This is a genomic window from Leifsonia sp. HAY1-4F (assembly GCF_056755275.1).
In genome coordinates this window covers 1-20,114 of record NZ_JBNDHX010000004.1, presented here as the reverse complement: position 1 = coordinate 20,114, position 20,114 = coordinate 1, and the positions used below count along the sequence as shown (strand labels likewise).

General features: G+C 68.9%; 16 protein-coding genes. 15 read left to right on the top strand and 1 reads right to left on the bottom strand.

Annotated features, from left to right (window positions below; genetic code table 11):
* Nucleotides 1-80: 80 nt before the first annotated feature.
* The 15 genes from ACPYOG_RS01665 to ACPYOG_RS01595 all read left to right on the top strand — a co-directional run bounded on the left by ACPYOG_RS01665 (nt 81) and on the right by ACPYOG_RS01595 (nt 19,440).
* Nucleotides 81-413 carry a hypothetical protein gene (locus ACPYOG_RS01665; RefSeq protein ID WP_481292520.1) on the top strand — a complete coding sequence of 111 codons (333 nt, stop codon included), beginning with the start codon at nt 81-83 and terminating at the stop codon, nt 411-413.
* Nucleotides 413-1,855: a hypothetical protein gene (locus ACPYOG_RS01660; protein WP_481292519.1), complete on the top strand. Its 1,443-nt coding sequence runs from the start codon at nt 413-415 to the stop codon at nt 1,853-1,855. Before ACPYOG_RS01665 ends, ACPYOG_RS01660 begins: the two co-directional genes overlap by 1 nt.
* A gap of 42 nt (nt 1,856-1,897) precedes the next feature.
* Nucleotides 1,898-2,479 carry a hypothetical protein gene (locus tag ACPYOG_RS01655; RefSeq protein WP_481292518.1) on the top strand — a complete coding sequence of 194 codons (582 nt, stop codon included), beginning with the start codon at nt 1,898-1,900 and terminating at the stop codon, nt 2,477-2,479.
* A 1-nt stretch (nt 2,480) separates the two neighbouring features.
* On the top strand, nt 2,481-3,065 hold the full coding sequence (locus ACPYOG_RS01650) for a hypothetical protein (RefSeq protein ID WP_481292517.1): 585 nt from the start codon (nt 2,481-2,483) through the stop codon (nt 3,063-3,065).
* 127 nt (nt 3,066-3,192) lie between these two features.
* On the top strand, nt 3,193-3,480 hold the full coding sequence (locus ACPYOG_RS01645) for a WXG100 family type VII secretion target (protein WP_090034819.1): 288 nt from the start codon (nt 3,193-3,195) through the stop codon (nt 3,478-3,480).
* A 93-nt stretch (nt 3,481-3,573) separates the two neighbouring features.
* On the top strand, nt 3,574-4,413 hold the full coding sequence (locus tag ACPYOG_RS01640; RefSeq protein WP_481292516.1) for a hypothetical protein: 840 nt from the start codon (nt 3,574-3,576) through the stop codon (nt 4,411-4,413).
* 18 nt (nt 4,414-4,431) lie between these two features.
* Nucleotides 4,432-5,247 carry a PP2C family protein-serine/threonine phosphatase gene (locus ACPYOG_RS01635; protein ID WP_481292515.1) on the top strand — a complete coding sequence of 272 codons (816 nt, stop codon included), beginning with the start codon at nt 4,432-4,434 and terminating at the stop codon, nt 5,245-5,247.
* A 21-nt stretch (nt 5,248-5,268) separates the two neighbouring features.
* Nucleotides 5,269-6,384 (top strand): FHA domain-containing protein, encoded by a 1,116-nt coding sequence (locus ACPYOG_RS01630; protein WP_481292514.1) that lies wholly within the window; start codon nt 5,269-5,271, stop codon nt 6,382-6,384.
* Complete coding sequence (locus ACPYOG_RS01625; protein ID WP_481292513.1) at nt 6,381-8,012, top strand: serine/threonine-protein kinase; 1,632 nt, start codon at nt 6,381-6,383, stop codon at nt 8,010-8,012. The genes ACPYOG_RS01630 and ACPYOG_RS01625 overlap by 4 nt, the downstream gene beginning before the upstream one ends.
* Nucleotides 8,009-8,716 (top strand): hypothetical protein, encoded by a 708-nt coding sequence (locus ACPYOG_RS01620; RefSeq protein WP_481292512.1) that lies wholly within the window; start codon nt 8,009-8,011, stop codon nt 8,714-8,716. Before ACPYOG_RS01625 ends, ACPYOG_RS01620 begins: the two co-directional genes overlap by 4 nt.
* Before the next feature lie 78 nt (nt 8,717-8,794).
* Nucleotides 8,795-14,137 (top strand): Ig-like domain-containing protein, encoded by a 5,343-nt coding sequence (locus ACPYOG_RS01615; protein WP_481292511.1) that lies wholly within the window; start codon nt 8,795-8,797, stop codon nt 14,135-14,137.
* 30 nt (nt 14,138-14,167) lie between these two features.
* A complete protein-coding gene (locus ACPYOG_RS01610; RefSeq protein ID WP_481292510.1) occupies nt 14,168-15,136 on the top strand; it encodes an AAA family ATPase in 969 nt (322 codons plus the stop codon).
* 20 nt (nt 15,137-15,156) lie between these two features.
* Nucleotides 15,157-16,431, top strand: coding sequence for a DUF58 domain-containing protein (locus tag ACPYOG_RS01605; RefSeq protein ID WP_481292509.1), 1,275 nt, complete (start codon nt 15,157-15,159; stop codon nt 16,429-16,431).
* Nucleotides 16,428-18,818: a transglutaminase TgpA family protein gene (locus ACPYOG_RS01600; protein WP_481292508.1), complete on the top strand. Its 2,391-nt coding sequence runs from the start codon at nt 16,428-16,430 to the stop codon at nt 18,816-18,818. The genes ACPYOG_RS01605 and ACPYOG_RS01600 overlap by 4 nt, the downstream gene beginning before the upstream one ends.
* A 7-nt stretch (nt 18,819-18,825) precedes the next feature.
* Nucleotides 18,826-19,440 (top strand): FHA domain-containing protein, encoded by a 615-nt coding sequence (locus ACPYOG_RS01595; RefSeq protein WP_481292507.1) that lies wholly within the window; start codon nt 18,826-18,828, stop codon nt 19,438-19,440.
* A gap of 401 nt (nt 19,441-19,841) precedes the next feature.
* Here the strand turns inward: ACPYOG_RS01595 and ACPYOG_RS01590 are convergent, their stop codons facing one another.
* On the bottom strand, nt 19,842-20,000 hold the full coding sequence (locus ACPYOG_RS01590) for a hypothetical protein (RefSeq protein WP_481292506.1): 159 nt from the start codon (nt 19,998-20,000) through the stop codon (nt 19,842-19,844).
* Nucleotides 20,001-20,114 lie beyond the last annotated feature (114 nt).

The window sequence follows — 20,114 nt, the reverse complement described above, 5'->3', positions numbered from 1 at the left end:
GGTGGGGAGTCCTCCCCATATGGCCCCGGCACCCAGCGCCGGTAGGTTACAACTCGTCAGGAAAGGGGTGGATTCCGCTCATGGGTTACCGCACGATCATCATCGACCTCGAAGAGCTCAAGGACATCAAGTCCGGTCTCGACTTCGTCTACGAGGAGATGTCGAACATCACCGACATCGCCAAGAACATCGAAGGCCTCATCGGAGACCCGGAGCCCGACCTCAAAGGCGCCGTGAACAGTTTTCAGAGTTCCTGGGACGACAACCGCAAAGACATCCTCGACGCGGCCAAGAAGATGGCCGACGGCACCCAGAAGGTCATCGACGACTGGACCCAATGGGACACGGACACAGCCAACAAGCTCTCGAGCCAGGGCGCGCCGGCTTCGAGCACGTCCGGAGGAGCCAACTGATGGCCAGCTTGCAGACGCCCAAGGGACGCGAGATGCATCCCCTCAGTGGCGACCCCGACACGCTTGCGGGTGAAGTGACCCGCATGAAGAACGTCGCATCCACCATCGAGAAGCTGACCGGGATGCTCGACCGCGTGCACTCGAGCAAGACCTCGCAGAGCCAGAAGGTCGACCAGATCCGGGATGCCGCGGGTCAGGCCAAGGACGCTCTGGCCAAAGCGAAGGAGATCTACAACAACACCGGCTGGGCGCTCGACGACTACCGCAAGCAACTGGCGACGAGCGTCACGAACGCCAAGACCGCGTACGACAACGCGGTCGCCATCCTCCCGCACGTGAACGCGGCCGAGCACGCCCACAGTGCGGCCGTCACGGCGAACGCGCAGGTGTCCGCCACCGCTTCGACGGACACGACGCCGATGACCCCGGAGCAGACCGCCGCGCACACCACGAAGGTGCAGAATGCGGCGAACGAGCTGACGACGGCGACCAACGACCTCGCCGGCAAGCAGGCGACCCTGCTCGGCTACGCGAAGCAGTGGGACACCGCCAAAGACGACCTCGACACGGCCGCCGAGACGGCCCGGGGGCGCATCCGCTCGGCCATCGACAAGAACCCGGCGAAGGACAGCTGGTGGGACGACTTCGCGAGCTTCCTCTCGGCCCTCACGAGCATCCTGGGCTGGGTGGCGCTGGTGCTCACCATCGTCGCGATCTTCCTCACCGGACCGCTCGCCCTCGCGTTCCTGGCGATCGCGACCGCGATCACTCTCGTCAACCTGATCGCTCACACCGCGCTCGCCGCCACCGGCAAGGGGACCTGGGCCGACGTGGCGTTCGACGCGATCGGCCTGATCCCGTTCGGCAAGTTCTTCGGCCGCGGACTGTCGATCGCCGATCGGTTCGGCAACGTCGGCAAGGGCATCCTCGAGAACGCGAACGTCGTGCAGAAGTTCCGCGATGTCTCCCGCCTCCCGGCCCTCCTGGACGCCGCCGTCTCCAGGAACGCACTGAGCCGGAGCGGCCGGCTCTGGCAGAGCTGGGCCGACAACGCCAGCAGGATCGTGGATGCGTCGAGTGAGAACGCGCCCTGGTACAACGCCTGGAAGTCCATGCAGGCGGGCGGATCGGCTCACTTCGCCCAGATGGCGGACGTGCTCGAGAACCTCCCGGGTCGCAACGGCCCTGCGCGCGAGGCCATCGAGACAGCGCTCGAGTCGATCGGCGGCAAGCCGAGCCTCGCGACAGGGACGAACGCCTCCGTTCTGCTTGCGGCCGGCGCCGGCTGGCAGGGACACGGTGTGGCGACGGGAGGCGACTGGACCGTCAATCAGGTCGTCAACCTCTTCAGCCACGATCCGTCGGCTTCCGACCTGAAATCGCGCATCCTGACGCCGCCGCTGGCGGTTCCGGCAGCACCGATCGCCGATCCGTACAAATGAGCGCTCCGACAAGGCCCGCAGGCCCGCACCTAGGATTGACGCGTGGACCAGGTCGCTGAGGGAGCAGCCGAGTCGTACGAGATCGTGCTGCCGCCGGGGTGGAAGCAGCATCCCGTTCGACGCGGAATCGCCGAGGAGCTCTACGCACACGTGCGCCAGGTTCTGGAGCCCACCGGCAACCGCGAGCTGATGGCTCAGCTGCGCGGAGCGATCCACAAGAGCATGCGCGACCTGCAGGAGCGCGGCGGCGTCGACATCTTCCTGCCGGAGCGCCGCCCGGACGGCACCCTCGTCCCCGCTTCTCTCACGTCGAACGTGGTGAGCCTGGGCGATCGCGGGCTCGAGACCGCCCTGCACAGGATCACGCGGGGGAAGGAGCCCGACGCCGTCGAGGTGCCGGTGGGGACGGCGTATCGCTGGGAGACGCCCACCAGCGGCACGGGCGACCTGGCGGGTGTCGAGACGAGCAACGTGCACTACCTGTTCGCCGTGCCGGGGGCGAAGAAGCCGACCGGGCTGATGTTCACCTTCAGCATCCTGCGCTCGGACGACGTTCCCGATGAGTATCGCGAGATCCTGATTCTCATCTTCGACGCGATGATGCAGTCGCTGATCTGGAGGTAGCGTGAAGACGATCACGATCGACCAGGACCCCGAGGTGTGGGCCGAGGTGCCCCTGGAGTACCCGGTGGGGCCGTACGCGACCCAGGCCGATTGGGCACTCGGGCTCGCGGAGGCGTATTCCGACGGACGGGACGACCCGGACGAGGTCAAGGCCGGTCTGTTCGCCATCGCGAGCGCGCTTCCGGTCGCTCCACGGCTCGGCCTCTTCGAGCTGCTCTGGTACCGCCCGGCCATCGGCACGATGCCGCTGCTCGTCAACGTCTACGTCGCGCCGGGCACCGGGCTCGAAGGCATCGCGCTGACCGAACTCGCGGGCGCGTACGAAGCCGAACCGGCGCGGCCGCCGATCGTGGACACGCTCGAGTCGGGCGTCTTCGGCTCGGTGGCGCGGGTCCTGAGCTTCACCAAGGACGAGCAGCGCGACCGGCTGCTGATGCACCTGAGCGCTGCCGGGCGATACGAAGACGTCCTCGTGCGCATCGACGCGTACACGAACGACCTCGGGCACGGGACGGCCGCCGCCGACGACTTCACGGCGCTGCTGGAGACGTTCCGGTTCGGGGACGCGCCCGACCTGAGCGCCTGAGCTGCGGCCGGGCGGGTGGGGAGTCCTCCCCATCGACCCGTGCCTGGGCCTTCGATAGCTTGGTCACAGTTGGACATGCAGACCCGCACTGGGGAAGCCTCGAAGCAAGAAGAAAGGTCGCATCACGATGAACGACATCAGCCTGACACCGGAGTCCATGCGTGGCACGGCAAGCAAGCTCGATGGCGGCCAGGGGGAGATCAAGGCTCTCCTGGCTCGTCTCCAGGGAGAGGTCAACAGCCTGCTCGGCAGCAACTTCGTCACGCAGAAGGCGTCGCCCGCCTTCGGAGAGGGCTACAGCAAGCTCAACTCCAGCATGGGCCAGGCCGTTGACGGCATCACCCAGATGACGGGTGCTCTGCGCAACATGGCGCAGTCCGCCGAGGACTGGGATGCGCAGAACGCGCACAGCTGATCGCTTCGCGCATCGCGCGAGCGGAGTGGGTGAACCGGATGGTCGGTTCGCCCACTTCGTGCATTGCGAGCGGTGCTGGTTAGGCTGTGCCCCGTGAGTTCACCGAATCGGACGAAGAAACACCCACCGGCGCCGACGCGCTCCCGCTTTCTCCGGTTCGTGGACAGGACGGGGCCGGCCGAGCTGCTCATCCTCGCTCTGACGGTGGCCGTCGGCCTGTGGAGCTGGCTGACCTACGTGGTGGCGCAGCCGCAGGACTTCACCGCCTTCGCCTGGATCTTCTTCGGCGCGAGCATCGTCGGCTCGCTGTTGCAGGCGGCGATGTTCACGTTCGTGCGTGCATCGGGAACGTTCCGGGAGCGCGCGTCGCTCCAATCGTTCTCGCAATCGGGCTCGGGGTCGGGTGTCGTGTTCTGGGGTGTGCCGATCCTGTTCGCCATCGGTCTGCTGATCGTCACGCCGCCGTCCACCCCGGCGGCGGCGTTCGACCCGTCGATGTCGATCTATCAGGTGATCTTCTTGCTGTCGGGCTTGAGTCTGGCGGCCTGCCTCCTGGGAGGGTTCGCGGTGTTCGGCCTGGTCGTGCTTCCGGTGATGTGGATCATCGCCGGAGCGCTGCCCGAGCGCGCGCCCGCGCCGGGGAGGCCCGCTGCGGCCATCTCGCGTGGCGAACTGGTGACCGGCGGGCTGCTGCTGTTCGCGGTCGCCGGCTTCGGCGTCTCGATGTACGCGGTGGCGCCCGAGGTCACGGGCGGCGCGTTCGGCACCCGGTTGCGGATGCTGGAGCAGCTCGGCGCCCTGGTGACGCTCCGGGGCGACCTGCCGGCGTCCGCGATGGTCGTGATCTGCCTGGTGGCGATCGTCGTTCTCGTAGTGCTGAACAGTCGTTACGCATCGCGTCGCGTCCGGGCGAGCACGAGCGCGCAGCGGTAGCAGGCCGGGAGCGGACGGATGAATGCGGTGATCGATGTCAGCGCCCGCACCGATGTGGGAGCGGTGCGCCGGGTCAACGAAGACAGTCTGGTGGCGCGCCACCCGCTCTACCTGGTCGCGGACGGCATGGGTGGACACGCGCGCGGCGATGCAGCGAGCCAGACGGCGGCGGCCACGATCGCGCGGCTGCTCCCGGCGTCCTCGACGCCCACTCCCGATGACGTCCTCGATGCGATCAGGAGCGCCAACCGCGAGGTTCGCGCCCTCTCGCAGGTGGGCGCCTCCGGAGAAGCGGTCGCCGGAACCACCTTGAGCGGTGTCGTGGCCGTGCGGATCCCCAGCACCGGTGAATCGGGCTGGCTTGTCGTCAACGTGGGCGACTCGCGGGTGTATTCCTGGGACGGACGCGCGTTGCGTCAGCTCAGTCACGACCACTCGGCGGTGCAGGACCTCGTGGACTCGGGAATGATCTCGCCCGCCGAAGCGGCACACCATCCCGAGCGCAATGTGATCACGCGAGCGCTGGGCGCAGCCGACTCGGTCGAGGTCGATACGCTGCTGGTGCCGGTCATCGGCCGTCAGTCCTTCCTCATCTGCTCGGACGGCGTGACGAAAGAGCTTCCGGATGAGAAGATCGCCCGGATCCTCGCCGATTCGCCGGTCGGTGCGCTCGCCGACGTGCTCGTCGAGGCTGCGGTTCTGGCGGGCGCCCGGGACAACGTGACGGCGATCGTGGTTGAATCGGTGTCGGGCGATGCGGAGCAAGCATCGCTCGAGACAGCCGATCGTCCGGGGGAGGACGCTTTCCTTGAGGACACCAGACCACGGAGATAGGAAAAGAGCGTTGTGGTCGAAGTGAGACAGTCGACCGCCGGGGGATGGGTGGTCGTGGCGGTTCAGGACCGGGTCCTGCTCGCTGAAGTGGGCGAGTCCGCGACCACCGAGACGGTGGCCGGCCTGCTGGACACGCTGCGCGGCGCCGACGCCTTCGAGCGCACGATCGAGAGGCTGACCGCTCAGGGGCTGGCGGGGACACCGGCCTTCGGGTTGGTCGATCGGGATGCCGGGTCGACCGTGCGGTGTGTGCTCCGCGGGCCGGTCCTCTTGCGGGTGACGACCGCTGAGGGGTTGCGCGAGCTGCGTGCCGAGCACGTCTCGACCTGGCTCGAGACGACGATCGCCGGAGTGACCTCCTTCCGCGTCTCGGTCATCGGTGCCGTCGCGGATGGCGTCGGCGCCCTCCCGCTCGTCGAGGGAGCGGCCTGGGCGGTCGAAGCCGGCACGGTGGATGCCTCGATCGAGGATGCGACGGTGGTGGTGGCGCCGCGAGTGCGCTCGCAGACTCCAGCCGTCCCGGTCGTCCCTGCGGCCCCGGCCGTCGTAGCAGAGGCCCCCGCGCAGCTCGCCGAAGCGACGATCGCCGACCCCGCTGTCCTCGACGCCCCCGACGTGACGTTGTTGCGCGGCGCGGAGAGCCACGACGACGCCGAACCGTCCGAACCGGCCGAGTCGGTCGAGCCGGCAGAACCGGGTGACCACGATGGGCTCACCATCATGTCGAGCGAGCTCAGCGGACGTCGCAGCGTCGCGCCGCCGGCCGCCGACCTTCGGCCGCCGATGAAGGCCTCGCCCCGCTACTTCGTGGAGCTGGCCGACGGGCGGCGCGAGGACCTCGCCGTCCCCATCGTGGTGGGCCGGGCGCCGAGCGCCGATTCGGCCTCCCGGGCAGCGCATCCTCGCCTGGTCGTCGTCCCGAGCGCCGAGCAGGACATCTCGCGCAGCCACGTGCTGGTCGCGGTCGAGGGAGACACCGTCGTCGTCACCGACCTGCACTCGCGGAACGGCACGGTCGTCGTCAACCCCGGCGCGCAGCCGCAGAAGCTGCGACGGGGCGAACCGACCGCGCTGATCGTCGGTTCGGCGATCGACCTGGGAGACGGCGTCGTCATGACGGTGGGCAGTGAGTCGTGAAGCGCTCCCCGTCGGTCGCCCCTGAACTGCCCGGCTACCGCTTCGTGCGGCTCCTCGGCTCGGGCGGTTTCTCCGACGTGTTCCTCTACGACCAGCAGCTTCCGCGGCGCAAGGTCGCGGTGAAGGTGCTGCTGGCGGAGAACCTCGACGAGTCGACGCGCGCGCAGTTCGTGACCGAGGCCAATGTGATGGCGCAACTGTCGACGCACCCCTTCATCGTGACGATCCATCACGCGGATGTGGCGGCCGACGACCGACCGTACTTCGTGATGGAGTACTGCTCCGGCCCCTCCCTGGCGGACCGCTACAAGCGGGAAGTCTTCAGCGTGGAGGATGCTCTGCGCACCGGCGTGCGCCTGTCGAGTGCCATCGCCACCGCCCACAGCGTGGGCATCCTGCACCGCGACATCAAGCCGGCCAACGTGCTGACCAACGACTACGGCTGGCCCGCCCTCACCGATTTCGGGATCTCCTCGGCGCTCGAGGACGAGTTGCCGGTGCATACGACCTCGCTCCGGGAGCTCCAGCGCGAGGCGCGCGAGGTGGAGAGCAGCGGCAGCCGGGCGGTCGGCCTGAGCGTTCCGTGGTCGCCGCCGGAGATGTTCGAGGACGAGCCGCGGCCCGATGTCCGTTCCGATGTGTTCTCCCTCGCGGCGACGATCTACACCCTCCTCGCGGGGCGCACACCGTTCGAGATCCCGGGGCGGTCGAACGGAAGCCTCGACCTCATCGGACGCATCGAGCGCGGCGCGATCACGCGGCTGGATCGGGCGGACGTGCCCCCGACTCTCGTCGCGGTGTTGCAGAAGGGGATGGCGACGGATCCCGGGAGCAGGTTCGGTTCGGCCGTCGACTTCGCTCGGGCGCTGCAGCGCGTCGAACTGGAACTGGGCTATGCGCCGACGGCCATCGATGTGCCCCATCTCGCGGTCGCGGCGCAGCCTCGCACCGACGACGAGCCGGAGGATGAGACCCGTGCGCGCTCGGTCGTCACGGTGGAGGCGCAGAAGCCGCAGCCGGATCGCATCGAGGTCCCCCCGCTGCCCCCGAAAGACCTCGACGTCACCCAGCGGCGGACTCCGGCGCCGGTGGTCTTTCACGCCACCCCGCACGAGGAACGGACGATCGCACGGCCGGAGGCCGTCGCCGCGGTGCAAGCGCCCGGTGAGCCCGCTCCGGCTGCGGCTCCGGCTTCCGCGGCGGGGCGTTCGCGTCGGCCGGTACTTCTCGGCGTCGCAGGCGTCGTCGTCCTCGCCGTCGTCGTGGGTGCCGGCGCGCTCATCTCCACGGTGCTGCCGACGCCGGCGGTGGCCCCGACCGCATCCACGGGTGGTCCCGGCTCCGGTGGCGGGAGCATCGACGTGTCGGTCGTGCCCGACGCCGAGCTGGTGTCCGCGAAGGCATCGCCCGACGGAACGAGTGTGGCCTTCGTATGGAAGAACCCGAAACCCAAGCCCGGTGATCAGTACAAGTGGGTGCAAGAGGGCACCACCGACCCACCGGCCGTCACCGCCCGCCCGCAGGCGACGGTCACCGGTCTCTCGCCCGGAGCCCGGGTCTGCATCGACGTGACCGTGATCCGCGACGGGCGCACGTCCGCGAACCCGCTGAGGGCGTGTTCCCCGTGAGGCCCCTGACCATCGACTTCTGCGGCGAGCTCCACACCGTCGACGGGGAGCGCGAGTTCGGCATCGGACGCGAATCCGATCTGACGATCGACGACAACCCCTACCTGCACCGCAGATTCCTCAGCATCTACAGCGACTTCGGGATGTGGTGGCTGGCGAACGTCGGCACGCTGCTGACCGCGACGGTGACCGACGCGACCGGGACGGTGCAGGCGTGGCTCGCCCCCGGAGCGAAGCTCCCGATCGTCTTCCAGACCATGTACGTGATCTTCAGCGCGGGCTCCACGACGTACGACTTCACGATCCGGAGCGAGGAGGACTTCTTCAACACCTCGCTTCCGCTGAACGCGTCGGCCGGGTCGACCACGATCCTCCCCGTGAGTCTCACGACCAGTCAGCGTCAGCTCATCGTCGCTCTCGCCGAGCACGTGCTCACGCAGTCGGTGCCCGGGCGCGGAACCATTCCGACATCGGCCGAGGCCGCGGCGCGACTGGGCTGGAGCATGACGACGTTCAATCGCAAGCTCGACAACGTCTGCGACAAGCTGGACAAGATCGGGGTGGCCGGGCTGCGCGGTGGTCGCGGGAAGCTCGCGACCAATCGACGCGGCCGGCTGGTGGAGTATGCGGTGGCCACCCATCTGGTCTCTGCGGAGGACCTTCCGCTGCTGGATACGGCGCCCGCGGCATCCACGGAAGCGTGACCCCAAAGAACTCGCATGTTAGCGTGGGGGAGTTCGTGGCGGTATTCGCCTGTTCAGGTTCAGCGGGGGTTCTGAGACGTGGGTGGGGTTTCGTCCTGGGTGCAGGGCCGCAAGACCGTCGCCTCCATCGCTGCCATCGCGTTGATCGCCGGAATCCCCCTGACGATCGCTGTGCTGCACAAGGGGTTCCCGGTCAGCGCCGTCAACCTCGACACACGTGACGTGTGGGTGACCAACGGCGAGAAGCTGCTCGGAGGTCGCCTCAACCATCAGATCGACGAACTGGACGCGGCCGTGGCAGGCTCGTCGCCGAAGCTCGACGTTCTGCAGGACGGCGGGGCCTATTTTCTGACCGACCCGGCCCAGGGCACGGTGAATCGGATCGACCCGGCCTTCGTGTCGCTGGTCGACAAGATCCAAGTGCCGGAGAACTCGCAGTTCGGTTACGGTGCGAACACCCTCAGCGTCCTCTCGCCCGATGGAAGACTCTGGGTTCTGGATGCGGGCGGCCGCCTCGACTTCGACAAGACGAAGACTAAGCCGACAGCGGCGCTCGGCAGGGGCGCGCGGATCGCGGTGAGCAAATCCGGCAAGACGTTCGCCGTCTCGCCGGAGAAGAAGGCTCTCTACACGGTCGACCACCCGGGCGCGGCCCCGGCGAAGTCGTCGTTCCCTGCCCCGGAGGCGTTTCAGCTCACCGCGGTCGGAGATCAGCCGGTCGTGCTGGACACCAAGGCGAACGACGTCGTGAAGGCGGACGGCTCGACCGTTGCGCTTCCGGCCAAGGGGGTGCGCCTCCAGCAGCCGAGCGACGGGGGCTCGTCGGTGGTGGTCGCCGGTGCGGCCGGTCTGATGACGGTGCCGCTGGCCGGCGGCGACGTCACGGAGCAGGCGAGCGGGGCGAAGGGCGCACAGGATGCGTCCGGGTCGGCGTCTTCGTCGGCGTCGACAGCGGTGTCGGCGCCGGTCCGGCTGGGAACCTGTTCGTACGGGGCGTGGTCCTCGACCGGCCGGTACTTGTATGCCTGCGACGGGCGGAAGCCGGTCTCGGTGCAGATCGACCAGTCGGTGACAGGCGACGCGCTCGAATTCCGCGTGAACCACGGAGTCATCGCCCTCAACAACCTGCGTAACGGCAACGCGTGGGTCGTGTCCTCCGACATGCGCCTGGTGCAGAACTGGGCCCAGGTGAAACCCAATGACACGACGGTGCAGGGAACGGTCGGCCAGGAGAAGCCGGTGCAGCAGTCCTACGCCGACACCCTCGCGCAGCGGTCCGCGAACAACCGGCCGCCGGTCGCGGTCAACGACCAATTCGGCGTGCGGCCGGGGCGCACCACGCTGCTTCCCGTGCTCGCCAACGACTCCGATCCGGATGGCGACATCCTGACGATCACCGATATCCCGACGCTGCCTCCTGCCCAAGGCCGGCTCGACCTCGTCGAGGGCGACCGCTCCATCCAGTTCACTCCGGCCGACGGCAGCAACGGAACGATCTCCTTCCGGTACTCGATCAGCGACGGCCGCGGGGGAACCGCCTCCGCGCAGGTGGACGCCACGATCCGCCCGATCGACCTGAATGTGGCGCCCGTCTCGACCCGCACCAGCAACACGCAGGTCGAGCTCGGGCAGTCGATCTCGTACAACGTCCTGAACGACTGGATCGACCCCGACGGCGACGATATCTACCTGGTGGGGGCCGCTTCGACCTCCGGGGACAGCGTGCAGTTCAGCCCGGACGGGACGATCACGTTCCTGAGCACCACGGGCCAGACGGGCTCGAAAGAGGTCACCTTCACCGTCTCGGACGGCCGGGCGAGCGCGACGGGAAGCCTCCTGGTGACCGTCAAACCGTCCGGCAGCCTCGATCCGATCGCCGTGCCGGACTCGGCGACGACCTTCGTCGGCCAGCCGGTCACGATCAAACCCCTGGCCAACGACGTGTCGCCCTCGGGTGATCCGCTCACGCTGGTCGGCATCGCCACGGACGCGGGATCCGGACTCACCGCCACGGCCGATGCCACACGGCAGACCGTCGGTCTCGTCGCCGCCACGGAGGGGACGTACTACGCCACCTACACGCTCGGCGCCGGTGCGAAGTCCACCAAGGGACTCATCCGGGTCGACGTCTCGTCCGGCGCCGCGGGCGACGCGCCGCCGATCGCGGTCAAGGATGTGGCCTATCTCCGGCCCGGCGAACCGGTGGACGTTCCCGTGCTCGACAACGACGTGTCGCCGGTCGGCCGCGTCCTGGTGCTGCAGTCGGTGAAGCCGGCCGACCCGGCCAGCGGTCTCAACATCGAAGTCCTGGCGAACTCGATCGTGCGGATCACGTCGCCCACCGTTCTCCCGGCCCAGGCGCAACTCAGCTACACCGTCTCCGACGGCTACCACACGGCCTCGGCGGGGATCACGGTCGTGCCCATCCCGCCGCTCGTGGTCCACCAGCCGCCGATCGCGGTCGACGACGTGGCGACCGTCCGCGCCGGCGACATCGCGACGGTGCCCGTGCTCGCGAACGACTACTCGCCCGACAAGGAGCCGTTCACGCTCGATCCGGCGCTGGTGAAGTCGGCCGACATGGGCAACGGAGCCGCGGCATTCGTCAGCGGCAAGAACGTGCGCTACCAGGCGCCCGACCAGCCCGGCCAGTACTCGGTCACCTACGGCATCACCGACAAGTTCAAACAGACCTCGACCGCGACGGTCACGTTCGTCGTGCTCGCGAGGGGCGGCGCGAACGACCGGCCTCCGGAGCCGCAAGCGCTCACCGGGCGTGCGTTCGCCGGATCCTTCGTGACCATCGACGTCCCGCTGGACGGAATCGACCCCGACGGCGATTCGGTGAGCCTGGTCGGCATCGCCTCGCAGCCGACGCTCGGGCGCATCTCGGCGACGAGCAGCACCTCCTTCACCTACGACGCCTATCCGGGTTCGGCCGGAACCGATTCGTTCACCTACAAAGTCGTCGACACCTATGGCAAGACGGCGACCGGCACCGTCCGCATCGGCGTCGTCAAGCGGCCGGATGCGGTCCAGCCGCCGATCGCGGTGAACGACACCGTCGAGGTGAAGCCCGGAAAGGTCGCCTCCGTCCCGGTGCTCGCGAACGACTCCGATCCGAACGGCTACACCATCGCGCTGGCGAAGAAGCTCGTGAGCGTCGAGGCGCCGCTGAAGGCGCGGGTCGCCGGGCAGCTGGTGCTCGTGGACGCTCCCAGCCGGCAGGGCGCGTACCTCGTGCGCTACCAGATCGGCAACGGCCAGGGCGGTGTCGCGACCGCGTACATCCAGGTCATCGTGACCCCCGACGCCAAGCCGGTCTATCCCACCGCGGTCGACCAGGTCGTTGAGCCGTTCGCCGTCGCGGGAAAGTCGGACGTGAAGGTCGCGGTACTCGATGGCGCGGTGAATCCGTCGGGCGTGGCGACGGACCTGAAGATCGGGCTCGCCGGCCCGCACGCCGATGCGGCGACGGTCGGATCCGACGGTACGGTCACCGTGCGGCCGACAAGCGCGCGGATGGCGATCTCCTACACGCTCACCGACCCTTCGACGGGCTTGGCGGGCGAGGCGTTCATCGTGGTCCCGCCGAAGGGGGACGCCTCGGCGCCTCCGCACCTCAAGAACGGCCTGCCGGAGCAGATCGTCGCGACGGGCGCGACCAAGTCCTGGAATCTCTCCGACATCGTGGACGTGCCGTCGGGGCGGCCGATCAAGATCACCGGAGCCGCCGGAGTCACCGCGACGAACGCCTCCGTCCCCGGGTACGTCGACAGCCACACCATCCAGTTCACCCCGAAAGCGGGTTACCGCGGACCGGCGTCGGTCACGTTCGAGGTGAACGACGGCCGCGATCCCGGACAGAGCAAGGACAGGGTGACGGCGCTCGTACTGCCGATCACCGTCGGCGATCCCGACCAGACGGACGTGCCCCCCACGTTCACCCCGCCGAACGTGACGGTGCAACCGGGAGAGGCGCCGGTCGCGGTCGACCTCCGGGCATCCAGCTACCACCCCAACCCGGCCGTTCTGAGCAGGCTCACCTACTCCGGCTTCAGCGGCTCGACCTCGGCCATCACCGCCGCACCGAGTGGATCGACGCTGTCGGTCGCGGCGCCGCTCGGCGCGCAGCCCGGCACCACAGCCGTCATCCGCTTCACCGTCAACTCGGGCGCACTCTCGATCCCGGGCTCCGTCAACGTGAAGGTCGTCAGTTCGACACGACCGCTGGCGACCCAGAAGAACCCCCCGCAGACGTCCGACCTCAAACGTGGCACCAGCTACACGCTCGCCGGCGCCTCGGGAGACCAGTACTGGGTCAACCCGTTCCCGGGAACGCCCCTCGTCATCACCGATGCGAAGGCATCGAGCGCGCCGGCCGGCGTCACCGTCGGACACACGGCGAACTCGATCACGGTGACGGCCACCTCCGGCGCATCGATCGGGTCGGTCAACGTCGTGTATGACCTGCAGGACGCCACGAAGGATCCGAACCGCACGGCGAGCACGATCGGCCAGTACCAGGTGACGATCCACGATGTGCCGGCCACGATGGCGGCGCCGGGGGCGCTCCAATCGGACACGTCCGACTCGTCGGTCAAGGTGTCGTTCTCGCCGCCGACGAACAACGGGAAGGTGATCACTCAGTACAAGGTCACGGCCAAGAGCGGCGGTGGCGGCCCGTGGACCTTCACGAGTGCGGGAAAGCACCAGCTCTCGGGGCTGACCAATGGCACCGGCTATTCGTTCGTCGTGCAGGCCGAGAACGCCGACGGCTGGAGCGCGGAGTCCCCGGTCAGCAACACCGTCACCCCGTACGGGACCCCGGCCCGGCCCACAGGCCTCACGATCGCAAACGACAGCACTTACGCCCCGTCCACGTTCACCCTGAGCTGGGACGCGCTGACGGGACAGGCGACCGGTGGTGGAGCGGTGGACTACGAGTACACGTTCGACGGCTCACCCTGGACGAACGTCGGCGGCAGAACCACCGTGACGACCGGCAAGCGCGCAGCGGGAACCTACAGTTTCTCGGTTCGCGCGGTCAACCGCGGCAGCGGCCAAACGGGGCCGCAAGCGAACTCCGCCAGTCGCACCATCACTGATCCGCCTCCGCCGGCGCCGTCCGCGGCGGTGGTCAAGGGTGCGCCGGTCCAGGGGATGCACTACCTGTGCGGGAGCTACGCCAACGCCCCCGCCGGAACGTACACCGTCACGGGACTCCTCAACGGGTCCTCCACGTGGGCGAACGGCACCAGCCGGACGGTGTCGATCAGCAACTCGGGAACGGTCTGCCTGGACGCCTGGCTCGGAAAGCGCAACGGAGACACCATCCAGATGCGCTTCAGCGGCCCCAAGACCTTCACCGGCACCACGAACAACTGGGATGCGTTGCCGGTCACCAGCAACCACTACTAGCCCACGTACGTCAGCATCGGGAGAGACAACATGGCAGTGACACAAGAGCAGGCCGACTGGTTCGCCGACGCGTTCCGGCAGCTCGTCGCCAACATCGACAGGGCGATCCTCGGCAAGGAGGAGGCGATCCGTCTCGTCGTCGCCGCCATGCTCTCGAACGGGCACGTGCTCCTGGAGGATGTGCCGGGCACCGGCAAGACGGTGCTCGCCAAAGCCCTCGCCAACACGGTCGACGGCACCCAGTCGCGCATCCAGTTCACGCCCGACCTGCTGCCCTCCGATGTCACCGGCGTCTCGATCTACGACCAGAGCAACGGACGCTTCGAGTTCCACCGCGGACCGATCTTCGCTTCGGTGGTGCTCGCGGACGAGATCAACCGGGCCAGCCCCAAGACCCAGAGCGCGCTGCTCGAGGTGATGGAGGAGGGAGTGGTCACGATCGACGGCGTCGGCCATCCCGTCGGTGCGCCCTTCCTGGTCATCGCGACCCAGAACCCGATCGAACAGGCGGGCACGTTCGCATTGCCGGAGGCGCAGCTCGACCGCTTCCTGATCAAGACGGCGCTCGGGTATCCCGACCATGCGACGACGGTCAGCCTGCTGCTCGACTCCTCGAATCGCGCCCGTGCCTCGTCCATCCAGCCCATCATCGCCTCGGAGTCGATCGTCACCATGTCGCAGCTGGCGTCCGAGGTGTACGTCGACCCGGCTGTCATGGGGTACCTGAGCGAGATCGTGACGGCGACCCGCGCCGACAAGGACTCCGCGCTCGGCGTCAGCATCCGCGGCGCCCTCGCTCTGGCGCGCGCCGCGAAGACGTGGGCGCTCGCCGCAGGCCGCACCTATGTGACGCCCGACGATATCCGGGAGCTCGCCGTACCCGTGCTCGCCCACCGCGTCATCGTCGACCCGGAGTCGGAGTTCGCCGGGGTGACGGCGGAGGACATCGTCGTGCGGTCGATCGCCGAGGTGGATCCGCCCGCGTACCGGGCCGCGTGACGATGCCGGCCGCCTCGTCTGTGAAGAGCTCCCCGCTGCGGTTCGTGCTCGCCGAGTCGCGCCGCTCGGGGGCGGCCCTGGCAGGCAGGCTCTGGGCCGCCGCGCGGAGAGCGGGATCGGGGACCGGACGGTTCATCGCACCGGTGGTCCGGCCGATCACCGCGCTGGGGTGGCTGGTCGCCGGTTCGGCTCTGGTCTCGTTCGCGCTGTGGTCTCTGTTGGGATGGGCCGAGTTCGGCTTCGTCGGAGCGACCTTGCTCGCGGCGTTGGCGATCGCCGCCGGCTTCGTCGTCGGCCGCGCCACCTACGCGGTCACGGTGGAGCTGGAGCCGCGCCGGGTCGTCGCCGGCGCGCGGGCGATGGGCAGGCTGGCCGTGACCAACTCGGGAGCGCGGCCTCTCTGGCCGACCCGGATGGAGCTCCCGGTCGGCTCGGGGACCGCCGAGTTCCTGATCCCGCGGCTGACGCCATCGGCCGAGCACGAAGAGCTCTTCGCCATTCCGACGAACCGGCGAGCGCTGATCGTCGCTGGGCCGGCCATCTCCGTACGCGGCGACCAGCTCGGGCTGCTGCGGCGGAGCGTGGCCTGGACCGATCGCGTCGACCTGTTCGTGCATCCGAAGACCGCTCGGCTCGCCGCGACCGCCCGCGGTCTCGTCCGCGATCTGGAAGGCCAGACCACCGCGACGATCACCGACAGCGATCTCGCGTTCCACGCGCTGCGGCCCTACGAGTCCGGCGACGACATCCGCAACGTCCATTGGCGCACGTCGGCGCGAACCGGCCAGCTGATGGTGCGGCAGTTCCAGGAGACCCGGCGCTCGCAGCTGCTGCTGCTGCAGAGCACGGAGTCCGCCCACTATGCCGGCGAGGACGAGTTCGAACTGGGCGTCTCCGTCATGGCGTCGATCGGTGTGCAGGTCATCCGCGAGCAGACCGATATCGACGTGGCCTGGGACGGAGGCACCCCCCGCACCCGCACCCCCACGGCCCTGCTCGACGACTGCTGCCGGATCGAGCCCAGCAAGAGCATCCATCCCACGCTCCGGGAGTTCGCACGCAGTGCCGGCCGCCGGATCGGGACGCCGAGCCTGGTGATCCTGGTCGTCGGGTCGCTGGCCGAGCTCGGTGCGATCCGGTCCGTCTCCACGCTGTACGGGCCGGATACGACGACGCTCGCCGTGCGGGTGGAGGACGGCGCCGATCCCCGCCTGGCGAAGGTGGGCGACGTCATGGTCATGACCGTCGGCCGTCTGGGCGACATCGCTGGACTCCTCGATCGGGTGGGCCGATGAGCGCGGAGGCGCGGAAGATCCCGCAGACTCCCGTCGTCCTGTCGGCGTCGTCCTGGAGCGATCTCGTCGTCATCGCGGTGCTCTGTCTCCTAGCCGTCTCCGGATTCGAGCCGGCGTTCGGGCAGTACTGGTTTCTCGTGTCCGCCGTCGGCGGGCTGCTGATCGGAGGCGGTGTCGCCGTCGTCGGCGCCGTTCGCCGGTGGAGCGTACTGCAGACCGTGGCTGTCGCCATCGCCGCGTACTTCCTGCTCGGAACGCCGTTGGCCGTTCCCGCGCAAGGCATCGGTGTGGTCCTGCCGTCGGTCGACAGCCTCACCTCCCTGGTCGTGGGTGCGGTCTTCGGGTGGTCGGACGCGATCACCCTGCGCGCGCCCGTCCAGCAGCCTCCGTACGTCGCGGTGGACCCCTACGTCGCGTCGTGGGTCGTCGCGCTTGTCACGATCACTCTGGCCCTGCGCTGGCTTCCTCGGCGCCCCCGCACAGCGCCGCGGGCCGGCGTGCTTCTCGCTGGGCCGCTCGTGCTGTTCCTCGCCGCGATCCTGATCGGGACCGAGGACGCGTTCTTCGCAGGAATCCGCGGCGTGGCCTTCGCCGCGATCGCGCTGCTCTGGCTGGGGTGGCGGCGGCGCGGCCGCACCGGCGCGGGAGTGGCGGCGGTGGACCCGAGCGCCGTACGACGCAAGATCGTCGGCACGGCCGCGATCGTCCTCAGTGCCGTGGTCGTGGGTGCTGTGCTGGGTGGCATCATGACGCCGGCCGCCGCCTCGCGCTACGTTCTGCGGCAGGAGGTCACGCCACCGTTCGATCCGCTCGAATACCCCAGCCCACTGGCTGGATTCCGTACCTACACGAAGAAGCTCGAGAAGACGGACCTGTTCTCGGTGACCGGGCTGCAGGATGGGCAGCTCATCCGGCTCGCGACCATGGACAGCTACGACGGCGTCGTCTGGAATGTCACCGGACCACGCGACCAGACTGCGGGATCGGGGAGCTTCGAGCTGCTGGGGCAGCGCATCCCCGCACCGTACATCTTCACGCCGGGCGCCCATTCGACCGTGCGGGTGAGCATCGACGGCTATGACGACGTCTGGCTGCCTGCGCCCGGGTACGTCGACCGGCTCGCCTTCACTGCCCACAACGGTGCCGACCCGACCACGATGGTGCGCGTGAACGCCATGACGGGCACCTCCGCCGTGACCACCGGCGTCCGGCGAGGCCTCGGTTACACGCTCGACGTGACGTCGCAGAGGATCCCCAGCGAGAAGGCCCTGCAGAAGGTCCCGCCCGCGCGCATCCAGATGCCGCCGGTGACGAACATCCCGGATGTGCTGGCCGCGAAGGCGCAAGAGTATGCGGGCTCCGCCACCACGGCGATCCAGAAGCTGCGCAACATCGAACGTTCGCTCAAGACACTCGGCTACCTCAGCCACGGCCGCGCCTCCGATCCGGTGCCCTCCCGTGCCGGCGAGGGCGCCGACCGGATGGCCGAACTCTTCTCCCGACGGCCGATGGTGGGCGACGAGGAGCAGTACGCGTCGGCGTTCGCCCTGATGGCGCGGCATCTCGGGTACCCGAGCCGCGTGGTGATGGGATTCAAGCCCAAGGTGACCGGCGGCCAGACCACGGTCGTCGGTGGCGACGTCACCGCGTGGGCGGAGGTGGCGTTCGACGGGGTCGGCTGGGTGCCGTTCTTCCCCACGCCCACCAAGACCGACGCTCCCCAGGACCAGACGACGAAGCCGAAACTGGAGCCGCAGCCGCAGGTGCGGCAGCCGCCGAACTCGAATTCGCAGTCGGATGCGCTGCTCACGCCGGTGAAGACCAAGAACGACGACCCCACCGACAAGAAGCAGTTCTCGTTGCCGGGATGGGTGTACCTCCTCGGCTGGGTGATCGGCGTGCCCGTTCTGCTGTATGTCATCCCGCTCGCTGCGGTGGCCTGGCTCAAACGCCGCCGCCGGCGACGGCGGAAGACCGCCGGGCCTCCGGACCGCCGGGCAGCGGGTGCGTGGAGCGAGCTCATCGATCGCCTCGCAGAGCTCGGGTTCCACACACCGGCCCGGTCGACGCGACGGCAGGCGGCGACGGAGGTCGAACGGCAGATTCGAGCGCAGGGCCTCGACTGTCCGCCGGGCCAGGTCGACGCGGTCGCACGCCTGGTCGACGCGGCCGTGTTCTCCGGGTCCAGCGTCGCCGACGAGCAGGTCGCCGAAGCATGGGAGCACTCCGATTCGATTGTCGGCGAGGTCGCGTCGCGTGCGGGCCGGCTGCGACGCCGGCTCGCCGCGTTCCGGTTCCACCGGGGCACGCGGGAGCCGTCGCGGCGAGTGGCCGGGAAACGGTCCGCACCAAATCCCGTTCCCGTGGTTTCGGGCGCCAACCTATAGTTGAGCCGTGGACAAGCCAGGTTTCATCGTCCCGCCGCCCGGGCTGATCCCGGCGGCGCCCGAGACCGTGCCGGACACCCGTCGGACAGCCCCACCGCGGCCGAGCCTTCCCGTGTTCGTGCCGACGGCTCCAGGGCAGGCGGCACCGGCTCCGGCATCGCCGCCCCCGGCATCGCCGCCCCCGGCGACGGCCGCACCGGCCCCGGCGACGGCCGAGACTCCGGCGGCCCCGGCGACGGCCGAGACTCCTGTCGTCGACGTGCCCGCCGACAGCGGCGCGTCCCCTGAGGTGGGAAGGTGGCGGCTGATCCTCGCGGACGGTTCGCGGCTGACGGTGCCGTCGAGCATCGTTCTCGGCCGCAAACCGCAGGCGACCGGTGAGTGGCAGGCTGCCACCGAACTGCCCCTCGACGACCCCGAGCGGTCCGTGTCGAAGACGCACGCCGTGCTCTTCGTCGACGGCGCCGACCTCGTCGTCGTCGACCTGCATTCCACGAACGGCGTGGTGGTCGTGACCGATGACGACAGGGTGACGACGCTCGCCGCCGGCGATCGCCATCGCATCGAGGCGAGCGCGACCATCGAACTCGGGCGCTTCAGCCTTCGCGTGGAACGGGACTGACCCCCGGGAGCCGGCCGACAAGAAATTGTCGGCATTTTGCGTCATAATTCCGCCCGGAGGCCATCTCTTAGACGTGATGACTTCGGTGGACTATCTTGCGGCGCGACGTCGGGCGCATCGTGAGGCATTGGTGGTTGCGTCGACGATGGCCAGTGTGCGTCGCCGTCCGACGGAGGACGACGTGGAGCGGTGGGTTGCGGCCTTCACCGCGCACCTGGCGGCGACGACCTCTGAGGGCTCGTCCGTGTCGGTGCTCCGGCGGCGGCATCGCCCGGTCCCGGCCTGGGCAACGCGACCGTGATCGGTGGTTCGGGCGCCACAGGCGCCGTCCGCCCGGGCTGCGCGGCTATGGAATCCGCCGGCCTCTCAACTCACGTCGTGAGTTAACCCCGGACTCGATCCTATTTGACGCCGGCGGTGGCGATGCTCTGCGTGAAGTAGCGCGGGAGGGCGAGGAAGAGGATGACGATCGGCGTGATCACCAGGACGGCGCCGGCGAGGTCGACGGAGGGATCGACGTGGCGATGGACTACCTCGACGCCCACCTGCTCGACGCCCACCTGCTCGACGACACCGCCGCCGGCAAAGAAGCGAGCTGATCAGGACTGCGCCGTGCGCGTGCTCTCCAGGAGGTGCGCATTGAGGTAGTCCAGTGCGAGGTCGATGCCGCCGAC